At 64.4% G+C, this 12793-nt stretch carries 9 protein-coding genes; 3 read left to right on the top strand and 6 right to left on the bottom strand.

Annotation, left to right across the window (positions count from 1 at the left end; genetic code table 11):
- Positions 1-42 precede the first annotated feature (42 nt).
- From GEV02_RS19665 to GEV02_RS19655, 3 genes are read right to left on the bottom strand one after another with little or no spacing between them, the layout of a single operon-like run.
- Entirely contained in the window at positions 43-654 is a 612-nt protein-coding gene (locus GEV02_RS19665; protein WP_217433150.1) for a response regulator transcription factor, read from the bottom strand.
- Positions 651-1766, bottom strand: coding sequence for a sensor histidine kinase (locus GEV02_RS19660; protein ID WP_328595868.1), 1116 nt, complete (start codon positions 1764-1766; stop codon positions 651-653). The genes GEV02_RS19665 and GEV02_RS19660 overlap by 4 nt, the downstream gene beginning before the upstream one ends.
- A gap of 15 nt (positions 1767-1781) precedes the next feature.
- Complete coding sequence (locus tag GEV02_RS19655; protein WP_152839579.1) at positions 1782-3593, bottom strand: CIA30 family protein; 1812 nt, start codon at positions 3591-3593, stop codon at positions 1782-1784.
- 170 nt (positions 3594-3763) lie between these two features.
- Here GEV02_RS19655 and torT point away from each other — a divergent pair, with 170 nt between their 5' ends.
- On the top strand, positions 3764-4924 hold the full coding sequence (torT, locus tag GEV02_RS19650; protein ID WP_235922841.1) for a TMAO reductase system periplasmic protein TorT: 1161 nt from the start codon (positions 3764-3766) through the stop codon (positions 4922-4924).
- On the opposite strand, the gene GEV02_RS19645 is transcribed toward torT, so the two are convergent.
- Positions 4925-8455: an indolepyruvate ferredoxin oxidoreductase family protein gene (locus GEV02_RS19645; RefSeq protein WP_174999185.1), complete on the bottom strand. Its 3531-nt coding sequence runs from the start codon at positions 8453-8455 to the stop codon at positions 4925-4927.
- A 118-nt stretch (positions 8456-8573) separates the two neighbouring features.
- Between GEV02_RS19645 and GEV02_RS19640 the strand changes: the two genes are divergently transcribed.
- Positions 8574-9041: an Lrp/AsnC family transcriptional regulator gene (locus tag GEV02_RS19640; protein ID WP_152839575.1), complete on the top strand. Its 468-nt coding sequence runs from the start codon at positions 8574-8576 to the stop codon at positions 9039-9041.
- 46 nt (positions 9042-9087) lie between these two features.
- Here GEV02_RS19640 and GEV02_RS33135 read toward each other — a convergent pair whose 3' ends face one another.
- Positions 9088-9675: a PEP-CTERM sorting domain-containing protein gene (locus GEV02_RS33135; protein WP_217433149.1), complete on the bottom strand. Its 588-nt coding sequence runs from the start codon at positions 9673-9675 to the stop codon at positions 9088-9090.
- Between the two features lie 252 nt (positions 9676-9927).
- Here GEV02_RS33135 and GEV02_RS19630 point away from each other — a divergent pair, with 252 nt between their 5' ends.
- On the top strand, positions 9928-11955 hold the full coding sequence (locus tag GEV02_RS19630; RefSeq protein ID WP_328595867.1) for a M13 family metallopeptidase: 2028 nt from the start codon (positions 9928-9930) through the stop codon (positions 11953-11955).
- A 74-nt stretch (positions 11956-12029) separates the two neighbouring features.
- Here GEV02_RS19630 and GEV02_RS19625 read toward each other — a convergent pair whose 3' ends face one another.
- A complete protein-coding gene (locus tag GEV02_RS19625; protein WP_152839572.1) occupies positions 12030-12527 on the bottom strand; it encodes a DUF4240 domain-containing protein in 498 nt (165 codons plus the stop codon).
- Positions 12528-12793 lie beyond the last annotated feature (266 nt).

Raw genomic sequence — 12793 nt, 5'->3', positions numbered from 1 at the left:
CTCCAGTATTGGACGGAAAGGCGCTCATTTTACCGGAGGCGCTTAAAGCCAGCCCGCGTCACGTGCGAGGCGGAAGGCTTCGACCCGGTTGCCGGCGTCGAGCTTGCTGATCGCCTCCGACAGATAGTTGCGCACCGTGCCCTCGGACAGGTGGATCTGGCGGGCGATCTCGCCGCTGCTCCTGCCTTCCCCGGCCAGGCGCAGCACCTGGCGCTCGCGTTCGTTGAGCGGATCTTCCCGGCCGCTCCAGCTTTCCAGCGCCAGCTCCGGCGCGATGGCGCGGCCGCCCGCATGCACGGTGCGGATGGCCGCCGCCAGCGTCTCGGCCGGCGCATCCTTGAGCAGGTAGCCGCGCACGCCCGCGCCCAGCGCACGCCGCAGATAGCCGCTGCGGGCGAAGGTGGTGACGATCATCACCCGCGTCGGCAGGCTTTCGCCGGCCAGCGCGGCGGCCAGTTCCAGGCCCGTCATCAGCGGCATCTCGATATCGGTCAGCAGGATGTCCGGCCGCAGCGCGCGGCACAGCGCCAGCGCCTCCTGGCCGTTCGAGGCGCGCCCCACCACATCCAGATCGCCCTCCAGTTTCAACAACGCCGCCAGCGCGCCCAGCACCAGCGCCTGGTCTTCCGCGATCACCACACTAATCATCGTCATGCAACCCCTCCCATGGGCAAACTCAATTCCAGCGCCACGCCGCGGTCCACCCGCAAAGCCAGCCGGCCGCCCAGCGCCGCCACCCGCTCGCGCATGCCGCGCAAGCCGTTGCCATGCTCGATGGCGCCGCCGTCCGGCAGCGCGCGGCCATTGTCGCGCACCCGCAGCACCACCATACCCGACTCCAGCGACATCCGCACCTCGCAGTGGCTGGCGCCTGCGTGGCGCAGGATGTTCGTCACCGCCTCGCGCAGCGCCAGCGACAGCACGCTCTCCAGCGTGGCCGGCAAGGCGCACGGCTCCACGTCCTCGGTGAGGCCGACGCTGGCCGCCGCCAGGCTGGCGCGCGCCGTCGCCAGTTCATGCGAGAAGCCGGTCTGGCGTATGCCCGTCACCGCCGACCGCACCTCGCTCAGCGCCTGGCGCGCGGTCTGCTCGATATCGCGGATCTCGCTGCGGCAGGCTTGCGGGTCGCGTTCCAGCAGCTTGCCGGCCAGTTCGGCTTTCAGCGTAATCATCGACAGCGTATGGCCCAGCAGGTCGTGCAGGTCGCGCGAGATGCGTTCACGCTCGGCGATGCGGGCGATGTGGGCCACTTCCTCCTGCTTGTGCATTAGCTGCAAGCGCGAGCGCCGCAGGCTTTCTTCGACGATCGCCGCCACGCCGACCGGCGCACCGACGATCAGCACCGGCACCAGGAAGTTGATCTTCAGGCTCACATACGGCGTAATCAGGCAGGCGCACAGCAGGACCAGCGCGATGCCCAGATAAGCGTAGCGCCGGCGCTCGATGCGCGCGCACATGGCCGCGGCAAAGATGAAGAAGTTGCTGGCGCCCGGATTGTAGGGTGCCCACAGCACGCCCAGCATCAGCACCACCAGCAGCTGCGGCATCGCCTTCAGGTTGCTGTGCCAGAAGCTGTTGAAGTACACCGGGAAGAACACCAGCAACGTCAACGCCAGCAAGGCCAGCTCCAATGCGCCGGGACGAACGTAGGCATACTTCCACAGCATGAACATCAGCGACAGCGTCCACATATACGGTGCCTTGCCCAACGCCGGCGGCACCCACGGGCCGCGCAGCGTGGCCGCCAGGCTGTGTTGTATTCCCACGTTCATCCGCTCCCTTTACTCGTTCAGCAGACGCACGTCGGCGATCTGGAAGCTGTACTCGCCCAGTTCAGGCCCGGCGTTAAAGGCGATCATGGTGACGGCGCCGAAGTCGATGCCCTTGAAGCCGTCGAACGGCAGCACCACTTCCTGCCACTGCTCCGACGCCTGGAACGACTGGTTGACCGGGATCGACACGCCGGTCGACATCACGGCGACGTTGTAACGGCGGCCATCGCCCTTGACGCGGAAGCGCAGCACCTTGGCGCCGCGCAGGTCGGCCGGCTGCATGGGCTGCGCGCCCGGCATGAAGGCCAGGCCCGCCCATGGATAGGCAAAGCCCTGCGCCACTTTCGCATTCACCGCCAGCGGACGCTGGCCGTCCGCACCGGCGTCCTGCACCTTCAACTCGACGCTGGACTGGCCGCCCATGAACTTGTCGACCGACGGTCCCCAGCCCAGGCCGAACGGGCTGGCCAGCTTGTCGGCCGTGAATTGGCTGATGCGGCCATCGGCCGGCAGCGCCAAGGGCTGCTGCGTGCGCGGCGCCAGTTCGGCCGCGACCTTCTCCTGCTGCGCCTTGCGCAGCGGGCTGACGGCGTCGCCGTCCTTCCACACTTCGACGATGTTGTGCAGCGCGCCGATATCGCTGCCGGCGTCGCCCTGCACCAGCAGCAGATTGGCCTTGTAGCCTTTGGCGATGCGGCCACGGTCGGCCAGCTTGAAGGCGCGCGCCGGCGCCGACGTGGCGGAGGCCAGCGCCTGCGGCGGCGTCAGGCCTGCCTGCACCAGCGAGCTCAGTTCGTGCAGCAGGCTCACGCCGTACTGGGTGCCGGAGTTGCCGGCGTCGGTGCCGGCCAGCAGCGGTACGCGCGCCTTGTTAAGCGCGGCCACCACCTGTCGCGGCGCCTCCATCAGCACCGGATTGGCCTGCTTGCCATAGGTGACTTTGAGCGGCGCCGTCTGCTCCTTGTTCAGCAAACCGGTCAGGCCGGCGTCGCCCAGCACATCCTCCTCGCGCAGGCCGGCGACACTCTCCAACACGCTCATGGTCGGCACGATGAAGGCGTGCTTCTGCCGCGCCAGTTTGACGAAGGCGGCCAGTTCCTGATCGCTCAGACGGCCGCGTTCGAACAGGTGGGCCAGTCCGTCCGCGCCGGCCTCCAGCGCGGCGCTGGCGCTGGCCAGGCTGCTGATGTGGACCACCGCCAGCTTGCCGCGCGCATGGGCGGCGGTGATCACCGCCTTCACCGTCGGCAGGTCCAGCGTTTTCATCGGGTGGGCGGGCGAGCCCTCTTCCATCACGATCTTGATGAAGTTGGAACCCTCGGCGATGCGGGCGTCGACGAAGGCCTGGGCATCCTCGGGGCGGGTCAGCGTCGGAATCGCCATGCCGTATTCGGTGCCGTGGCCGCCCGGCGCCGTGATCAGGGTGCCGGACGAGTAGACGTCGGCCTCGCCGCGGTTGTCGTTGCTGCGCATCTTCTGGTTCATCTGCTGCATGGTGGCGACGGCGGTGAACATGTCGATCTGCGTGGTCACGCCGAACATCAGCGGCAGGTCGAGGAAGCGGTAGGCGTGGACGTGGGCGTCGATCAGGCCTGGCATCAGCGTGCGGCCGGCGCCTTCGACGATGCGCGCACCGGCCGGCGCGCGGCCACGGAAATCTGCATCGACGATCTTGTCGCCCTTGACCAGCACCGAGCGCTTGGCGTGCATCTGTTCACCGTCGAACACGCGGGCATCGCGTATCAGCCAGGTATCGGCCAGCGCCGGAATGGTCAGGCCCAGGCCACAAACAAACAACACTTTCGACAATACAGGTTTCATGGAACTCTCCAAGGTTGGTATGGTGTCAGTGTGCCGCCATGAGGACGATGCGGCCAGAAGCAAATGCCACAACTTTGACATGACAATTGTCAGCTTGCCCGGCGGCCTGCCGATGCGGTTAGAATTGTACTAAACAAGTCCTGTCCGCCGATATGGAAGAAAAACACCGCATGCTCACCCGCCGTTTACGAAACTTCGCCTGCATCGGCGCGCTCGGCCTGTGCGCCTGGCCGGCGCTGGCCGTGCCGCCCGCGCCCGCGCTCGCGCCCACGGTCAAGTTCGCGCCGGTGCCGGTGGACTCGATTTTCCGTCCGCTGCAAGCGAAGGGCTCGGCCGACGACGCGCTGGCCAGCGGCCGTGTGGTGCCGGGCACCTATCCGATGGCCGCCAAGGCCGGCAAGCACTGGCGCATCGCCTTCCTCTTCCCCCATTTGAAAGACCCGTACTGGGCCGGCTGCAGCTATGGCGTCATCAGCGAAGCACGCCGGCTGGGCGTGGCCGTCGACATCCTGCCGGCCACCGGTTACGACGACCTGAAAGGCCAGCTGCGCCAGATGGACGCCGCCATCGCCGCCAAATACGACGCCATCGTCATCTCGCCGATCGGCATGACGGCCAATAACGCCTCCATCGCCAAGGCGCGCGCCGCCGGCATACCGGTGTTCGAACTGGCCAACGACAGCCGCAGCGACGACCTGGCGATCAAGGTGACGACCTCGCTGCGCAGCATGGGCATGGAAGCGACCCGCTGGGCGGTGCGCGACGCCCAGCAGCGCGGCCTGAAGTCGATCAACATCGCGCTGCTGCCCGGCCCCATGGGCGCGGGATGGGTCAAGGGTGAAGTGGATGGCACGCGCATCGCCGCGCAAGAAGCGCAGATCGCGGTGAACATCATCGATATCCGCTACGGCGACAGCGACCGCAAGGTGCAGACGCAGCTGGCCACGCAGATGCTGGCCAAGCACGGCGCCAAGCTCGATTACCTGATCGGCTGCACCGGCTGCGCGCCGGCGGCGGTACAGCCGGTGAAGGACGCGCGCCTGAACGGCAAGCTGCGCGTGGTCGCCTACGACCTGACCGGCGAGATCGCCCACATGATACACAGCGGCGACATCTACGCCGCCGCCGACACCAAGGGCGTGAGCCAGGCGCGGGTGGCGATCAACGCCGCCGTCAATCTGCTCGAAGGGCGCGGCAAGGAGCTGCCGCACACCATCCTGATCAAACTGGGACTGGTCGACCAGCAGAACTTTGCCACCTACCCCTTCGACACTTCGATCGCGCCGGAAGGCTACAAAGTCGTGCTGTCCTACGACCCGGCCAAGAACTGATCAGGCCTGGCGCTTCAGCTCCACCACCGGCGCGGCGCGGTGGCGGGCTGTCAGCGCGGCCCATTCCGCATCCGCCTTGTCCAGCGCCGCCAGCTTCACGTGGCCGTAGCCGCGTACCTGGTCCGGCAACTGCGCCAGTTTCAATGCCACTTCCTTGTTGTCCGCCCACGCGCCGGCCGCCACTTCGCGGGCAAAGGCCAGGTAGCGGTCGCGCAGCGCGCGCTCGCGCTTGCGCTCCTGCGTGTAGCCGAAGACATCGAACGCCGTGCCGCGTAAGCCCTTGAAGCGAGCCAGCGCGCCGAAGGCCGGCATCATCCAGGCGCCGAAGGTCATCTTGGCCGGCACATCGGAGCCGGGCTTGCGGCGCGCCAGCAGCGGCGGCGCCATATGGAAGGCCAGCTTGTAGTCGCCGTCGAACTGCGCGGCGATCTGCGCGCGGAAGGCAGGATCGGCATGCAGGCGGGCCACCTCGTACTCGTCCTTGTAGGCCATGACCTTGAACAGATTGCGCGCCACCGCCTTGCTGAGCTGCCGGCGCGAGCCGCTGCCATCCAGCGCCAGCTCGCGTTGTTCGACGGCGGCCACCGCGTCGGCGTACTGGCGCGCGTAGGCGGCGTTCTGGTAGCCGGTGAGCCAGTCGACGCGGAAGGCCACCATCTCGTCCAGCGATTTCGGCGCGGCGAACTGGATCACCTGCTGCGCCGGTTGCGCCAGGCGGTTCAGCGCCGAGCTGTCCGCAGCGGCCAGGCGGCCCAGCATGAAGGCGCGCTTGTTCATGTCGACGGCGACGGCGTTCAGCTCTATCGCCCGCATCAGCGCCTCCAGCCCCACCGGCACCAGGCCCAGTTGCCACGCGTAGCCCATCAGCAGGATGTTGCCGCCGATAGGATCGCCGAGGAAGCGCGCTGCGGTTTCCTGCGCGTCGAGCTGCAGCACATTGGCCGCGCCGGCGGAGGCGGACAGCTTCTCCAGCAGGCCGGCCTTGTTGATCGAGGCGTCGCGTTCGCGGGTGAATTCGGCGGTCGGGATCTCGCGTTCATTGGCCACGACCTTGGTGTGACCTTGGCGCATGACGGACAGGCTATCCGGCATGGCCGCCACCACCAGGTCGCAGGCGAACACCGCGTCGGCCTGGCGCAGATCGATGCGCACCTGGTTCAGGCGCGACGGCGACGACGCCACCCGCACATGCGACAGCACCGCGCCGCCTTTCTGCGCAAAGCCCATGAAGTCCAGCGTCGAAGCGCCCTTGCCTTCCAGGTGAGCCGCCATCGTAATCAGCGCGCCGACCGTGACGATGCCGGTGCCGCCGACGCCGGCCACCAGAATCTCGAACGGCTTGGCCAGCGCGTGGTGCGGCGGCGTTGGATAGGCGGCCAGCGCCCGTTCCAGGTCCGCCAGCGACAGCTGCACGCTGGCAGGCTTGCGCAGCGAGCCGCCCAGCACCGAGACAAAGCTCGGGCAGAAGCCTTCAACGCAGGAGTAGTCCTTGTTGCAGGACGATTGCTCGATCTGGCGCTTGCGTCCCAGTTCCGTCTCCAGCGGCAGGATGGACAGGCAGTTCGACTGCACGCCGCAATCGCCGCAGCCTTCGCACACGGCCGGGTTGACCACCATGCGCCGCGCGGGATCGGGGAAGACCACCTTGTCCGGCTTGTTCTTCTTGCGGCGGCGGCGCTTCTCGGCCGCGCAGGTCTGGTCGTACACCAGCACCGTCACGCCGGCGATCTCGCGCAGCATGCGCTGCATCGCATCGAGCTCGCTGCGGTGGTGCACCGTCACGCCTTCCGGCAGCGCCACGCCCTGATAGTTTTCCGGCGCGTCCGTCACCACCACCACCTTCTTCGCGCCCTCGCTGCAGACCTGCTGCACGATCTGCGGCACCGACAGGCTGCCGTCCACCGGCTGGCCGCCGGTCATCGCCACCGCGTCGTTGTAGAGGATCTTGTAGGTGATGTTGGTGCGCGCCGCAATCGCCTGCCGTATCGCCAGCGATCCCGAATGGTAGAAGGTGCCGTCGCCCAGGTTCTGGAACACGTGCTTCTCGCCGACGAAGCGCGACGAACCCACCCAGCTGATGCCCTCGCCGCCCATCTGCGCCAGGTAGTTGGTGTCGCGCTTCATCCACGTCGCCATGAAGTGGCAGCCGATGCCGGCCAGCGCGCGGCTCCCTTCCGGCACGCGGGTCGATGTGTTGTGCGGACAGCCGGAGCAGAAATACGGCGTGCGCTTGACGCTGTCCGCGCCGTTGGACAGCAGCTCGGCCGCGCAGAAGTCGGGCAGCATGCGCGCCAGGTCCAGCTGCGGGAACACCGGCGCCAGCCAGCGCACCAGCGCCGGCGCGATGCGCGAAGGCCGCAGCTCGCCCAGCGCCGACAGCAGCGCATGGCCATCACGGTCTTGCTTGCCGACGACGATGGGGCGCTGCGCTTGCGGCAGATTGTAGAACAGGTTCTTGACCTGCTGTTCGATGACGGCGCCCTTCTCTTCCACCACCAGGATTTCCGTCAGGCCTTCGGCGAATGCGGCCAGGCGGGTGCGCTCCAGCGGATAGGTCAGGCCCGGCTTGTACAGCCGCACGCCCAACTGCTCCAATTTTTCAATCGGCAGCGCCATGCGCTCCAGCGCCTCGATCAGATCGAGGTAGGCCTTGCCGGCGCTGATGATGCCGATGGTGGCCTGCGGCGCCCGCACCACCATGCGGTCGATCGAATTGGCGCGGGCGAAGGCTTGCACCGCCTCCAGCTTGGCGGCCACGCGCACCTCCAGCGCCAGGCCGGGCAAATCGGGCCAGCGGTTGTGCAGGCCGTCCGGCGGCGCCACGTAATCGGTCGGCTCGACGTAACGCGGCAGCGGCGGCAGCTCGACCACGGCGCCGCCCTCGACGGTTTCCGAGATGGCCTTGAAGCCGCTCCACGCGCCGGAGTAGCGCGACATGGCCCAGCCGTACAGGCCGAACTCCAGGTACTCCTGGATGTTGGCCGGATTAATCACCGGCATGCCCCAGGCGATCAGCGCCTGCTCGCTCTGGTGCGGCATCGACGACGATACGCAACCATGGTCGTCGCCCAGTATCACCAGCACGCCGCCATGCGGCGACGAGCCGTACACGTGGCCGTGCTTGAGCGCGTCGCCGGCGCGGTCCACGCCCGGCCCTTTGCCATACCACATGGCGAACACGCCATCGACCTTGCGCGTGGGGTCGGCCTCGACCTGCTGCGAGCCCATCACGGCGGTCGCGCCCAGCTCTTCGTTAATCGCCGGCAGGAACTCGACGTGGTGGCGTTGCAGCAGCTCCTGGGCGCGCCACAGTTCCTGGTCGACGGCGCCCAGCGGCGAGCCGCGGTAGCCGCTGACAAAGCCGCCGGTGTTGAGCTGTTGCGCTTCGTCGCAAATCTTCTGCATGCACAGCAGGCGCACCAGCGCCTGCGTACCGGTCAGGAAGACGCGGCCTTCGGCGCGGGTCAGGTTGTCGTCGAGCGCATAGTGCGGGTCGGCCAGGAACGGCGCCGGGATGGTCATGGTATTCATAGTCTCGTTATAGGTTTTTTGATGAGGAAGGATATGCCGCACGGGGCGAAAAATTATTTCTATCTCATCGATTTCCAGCGCTAGAATGGCGAAAATCTTTCTCAAAACGAGCAAATAAATGAAAAACACTTCTATCGACCCGGCCTCGGTCAAAATCCTTGCCGAACTGCAAAAAAACGGCAGGATTTCATCGAACGAACTGGCAGAGAAGATCGGCATGTCGGCCAGCCCGTGCTGGCGCCGGCAGAAGGAGCTGGAAGACAGCGGCTATATCGTCCGCTACACCGCGCTGGTCGACCGCCGCAAGCTGGGGTTGGCGGTGGTGTGCCTGCTGCACATCTCGCTGCTGCGGCATGCGGAAGGCGTGGTCGAACAGTTCGAGGAAGCGATGCGGCTGCGGCCGGAAGTGGTGGAATGCTACGAAACCACGGGCAGTTCGGACTACATGGTCAAGGTCATCGTGGCCGACATGGATGCGTATCACGACTTCCTGCACAATGTGCTGGTCAAACTGAACGGCGTATCGCAGGTCAACACCAGCGTGGCGCTGCGCGAGGTGAAGTACGAAACGGCGCTGCCGCTGTAGGCGAAAAAAAAAGCCGCCCGCAGGCGGCTTTAGCGAGCGCGGGGGCTCAAGCGCGCTGCTTGCGCCGCGCGACCACGCCGACCAGGGCCAACCCGGCCAGCATCATGCCGTAGGTTTCGGGTTCAGGCACGGTGGTGATCTGCACATCGTCGATGCCCGCCTGGCTCGCGTTGCCACGCAAAACGAAGGACTGCGCGACGCCGCTGAACGTCACCGAAGTAGCAGAAAAGGAGAAAGGATCGGTGCCCAGTTGTACCGAACCCAGCAACGTTCCGCTGCCGCCCAGGCCCGAATACACGTCCATATAGGCAGTCGTAAACGCGCCGGAGGTAAACGACAGGCTGGTGAAACCCGCCGCCACGTTGGCCACAGCCAACTCCGCACCGTTGTAAGCCAGGTTGGGCAAGGAGGTCTGGCCGAACGCACCATCGGTCGCAATGAAATCGTGATAACTAACGCCGTAATTCACGCCCGACGCGCCGGCGCCGTCGGTTCCGCCGTTGTAGAACTCGTTGACCGCGGCGTTGGAGGTGACGCCGTCAAAATTCATAATGATCGTCGCGGCCTGCGCTTGCAGCGCCAAACCCAACAGCCCGGCCAACACACTAGTCTTCAATGCAGATTTCACCGTCATGATATCCCCGTTTCGTAGTTTATTGATAGTATTGAAAGATAATTGCCATTTTGAAAACACAGCAAGTCAACAATAGCACGCTGTCGAAATAATAACAATCGATAGCGGACTGGACTGTAGCGTGCCTGCAAAAGCGGCTTGACTTTCACTGATTTATGGTTTTTTAATCATCTTTACCAAAACTGTCCGGCGAGTATAATCTGGGGTCGCATGCCTGGTCCCGGCATGCTCTTTAACATTAAAGGAATCTTCGTGAAACGTTCGCTTATCAGCGCCGCCTGCTGCGCCCTGCTCGTCCTTTCCGCGCCATCGCTGCACGCCCAGCAGACCTCCGGCATCGATCTGAAAACCCTGGATACGGCGGTACGTCCTCAGGACGATTTCTACGGTTACGTCAACGGCATCTGGACCCGCAACACCGACATCCCGGCCGACAAATCGACCTGGGGCACCTACATCGAATTGCGCGAAACCGCGCAGGTTCAGCTGCGCGCGCTGATCGAAGCCACACTCAAGAATCCGGGCAAGCCAGGCAGCGACGCGCACAAGATCGCCGACCTGTACACCAGCTTCATGAACGAAAAAGCCCGCGACGCCGCCGGCTTCAAGCCATTGCAGGCCGATCTGGCCCACGTGGCCGCCGTCAAGGACAAGAAGGATTTGCCGGCGCTGTTCGCCTACCTGCAACGCAACGGCATCCAGACGCCGTTCTCGGCCGGCGTCGCCGCCGATGCGCAGGATCCAGAGCACTACACCGTCAACGTCAGCCAGTCCGGACTGGGCCTGCCTGACCGCGACTATTACCTCAAAGGCGACGACGCCAAGCTCAAGGCCGTCCGCACCAAGTACCAGCAGCACATCGAGACCATGCTGGCCATGAGCGGCGACAAGGAGGCCGTCGCCCACGCCGCCCAGATCCTCGACATCGAGACCCGCTTGGCCGAAGCGCAATGGACCCGCGTGCAGATGCGCGACCCGGTCAAATCGTACAACCGCGTCGACTTCGACAAATTCACCGCGCTGGCGCCGGCCTTTGACTGGAAGGCATACTTCGCCGCCGCCGGCCTCGCGACCAAGGCATCGTCGGCCGTGGTGCGTCAGCCGAGCTTCCTCGGCGGCTTCTCCGAGACCGTGGCCAACATCCCGCTGGAATCGTGGAAGAGCTACTTCACCTGGCGCATTATCGAAAGCTACGCATCCTATCTGGACAGCGCAGCCGTCAAGGAACGCTTCGCCTTCGAAGGCACGGTGGTGCGCGGCGTCCCGCAAAGCGAACCGATGTGGCAACTGGCCCTGCGCTTCACCGACGGCGCGCTGGGCGATGCGGTCGGCAAACTGTATGTGCAGATGTACCTGCCGCCGGAAACCAAGCCGCGCGTGATGGCCATGTTCAACAACTTCGTCGCCTCATTCAAGGACGGCATCGAGAAGCTGGACTGGATGGGTCCGGAGACCAAGAAGGAAGCCCAGCTCAAGCTGGCGGCCCTGAAGCCGAACATCGCCTATCCGGAAAAATGGCGCGACTACAGCGCCATGAAAACCCAGCCGAACGACCTGATCGCCAACGTGCGCGCGGCGCGCGTGTGGAGCCGCCAGCGCAACCTCGAAAAACTGGGCAAGACGGTTGATCGTGACGAATGGTCGATGACGCCGCAAACCGTCAACGCCAGCTACAGCCCTGCGCTGAACGCGATCACGATCCCGGCCGCGATTCTGCAGCCGCCGTTCTTCAACGTGAAGGCTGAAGATGCGGTCAACTACGGCCTGCTCGGCATCACCTTCGGCCATGAGATCAGCCACGCCTTCGACGACTCCGGCAGCCAGTACGACGCCAAGGGCCGCCTGCGCAACTGGTGGACTGCCGAAGACCGCACCGCCTTCAAGGCGCGCGCCAACGGCCTGGTCAAGCAATACGGCGCTTACAGCCCGGTGCCGGGCTACTTCATCAACGGCGAGCTGACGCTGGGTGAAAACATCGGCGACAACTCCGGTCTGTCGATCACCTACCAGGCGTATCAGCGTTCGCTGGGCGGCAAGCCATCGCCGGTGCTGGACGGCCTGACCGGCGAGCAGCGTCTGTATATCGGCTTCGCCATGAAGTGGCGCGCCAAACTGCGCCCTGAAGCGGCGATCGCCCAGATCAAGAGCGATCCGCATTCGCCGGGAGAGTTCCGCGCGAAAGGCACCGTGATGAACCAGCCTGGCTTCTATCAGGCGTTCGACATCAAGCCGGGCGATCCGATGTACCTGCCGCCTGAGCAGCGCGTGATCATGTGGTAATGCGATAGTTCAAATTGAAAAAACCGCGTTCTCCTTGGAGATGCGCGGTTTTTTTTGTCCGTCTCATGAACGAACTACTTTCCAGTATATTTTGCGGCCAACGCAGGAAACAGCTGAGGCAACTCCGATTCGAGCCATTCATGTCCGGCGGTGACGGCATATTCCACTTTGAAATCGCGCTCCAACTCTCCTGCTCCCTTTGCGGCGTATGCCTTCAGAGCGGCATACCCGAATAGCTCAAGTTCAAAATGGTCGAGACGCGCAACCGAGGCCAGCGAGTCAGGGTTCGCAACCGCTTCCTTGAAGCGTTTTTCACCTTCAGAAATCAGCCAGTCACGGAAGTACTTAAATCCATCGTCGGAGCATCCTTCGTTCATGAGGTAAGCCGCGCCCCACAGACTCCAGCTATTGGCTTCGAGCAGGAGAGCTTCGTATCGTTGCTGGAAGGCCTGAATTTCCTCGGGTCGGAGTGATGAGAGATGCTTTTGTAAAACTGCCGGTCTGGACTCGATGTGGATGCCCGCCTCATTTTTTACTGCGTCAATTAACTGCCAAAATATTTTTTCGTTCATAGGTGCCGAAGCTGCAAAAATTGATGGCGACAAACCACACGTCGCAAGGAAACTCGCCATAAGAAGGATGGAACGACGTTGAAAGAACATAGGTACAAGTAGTAAAAGTGATCAATTCATGCGGGGCGCAGCATATCATTCTGCCCCACGGAAAAAGTCACAGATTCTCACGCAACAGGAAATCATGTGGCATTTGCGGGACAGCTTCCGCATATCGCTACTAGCAAACAGTGACTGACGTTGATAATGTGTGCTTCGGCACATAT

It is taken from the genome of Rugamonas aquatica, from assembly GCF_009380215.1.
Classification (GTDB): domain Bacteria; phylum Pseudomonadota; class Gammaproteobacteria; order Burkholderiales; family Burkholderiaceae_D; genus Rugamonas; species Rugamonas aquatica_B.
Note: the sequence above shows the minus strand (reverse complement) of the source record. Positions and strands in the feature narration are given on the sequence as shown.

Excerpts from the sequence above, each read along its gene's own strand:
- GEV02_RS19665 (WP_217433150.1), bottom strand. The coding sequence starts at position 654 with ATGACGATGATTAGTGTGGTGATCGCGGAAGACCAGGCGCTGGTGCTG.
- GEV02_RS19655 (WP_152839579.1), bottom strand. The coding sequence starts at position 3,593 with ATGAAACCTGTATTGTCGAAAGTGTTGTTTGTTTGTGGCCTGGGCCTG.
- torT (WP_235922841.1), top strand. The coding sequence starts at position 3,764 with ATGCTCACCCGCCGTTTACGAAACTTCGCCTGCATCGGCGCGCTCGGC.
- GEV02_RS19645 (WP_174999185.1), bottom strand. The coding sequence starts at position 8,455 with ATGAATACCATGACCATCCCGGCGCCGTTCCTGGCCGACCCGCACTAT.
- GEV02_RS19640 (WP_152839575.1), top strand. The coding sequence starts at position 8,574 with ATGAAAAACACTTCTATCGACCCGGCCTCGGTCAAAATCCTTGCCGAA.
- GEV02_RS33135 (WP_217433149.1), bottom strand. The coding sequence starts at position 9,675 with ATGACGGTGAAATCTGCATTGAAGACTAGTGTGTTGGCCGGGCTGTTG.
- GEV02_RS19625 (WP_152839572.1), bottom strand. The coding sequence starts at position 12,527 with ATGAACGAAAAAATATTTTGGCAGTTAATTGACGCAGTAAAAAATGAG.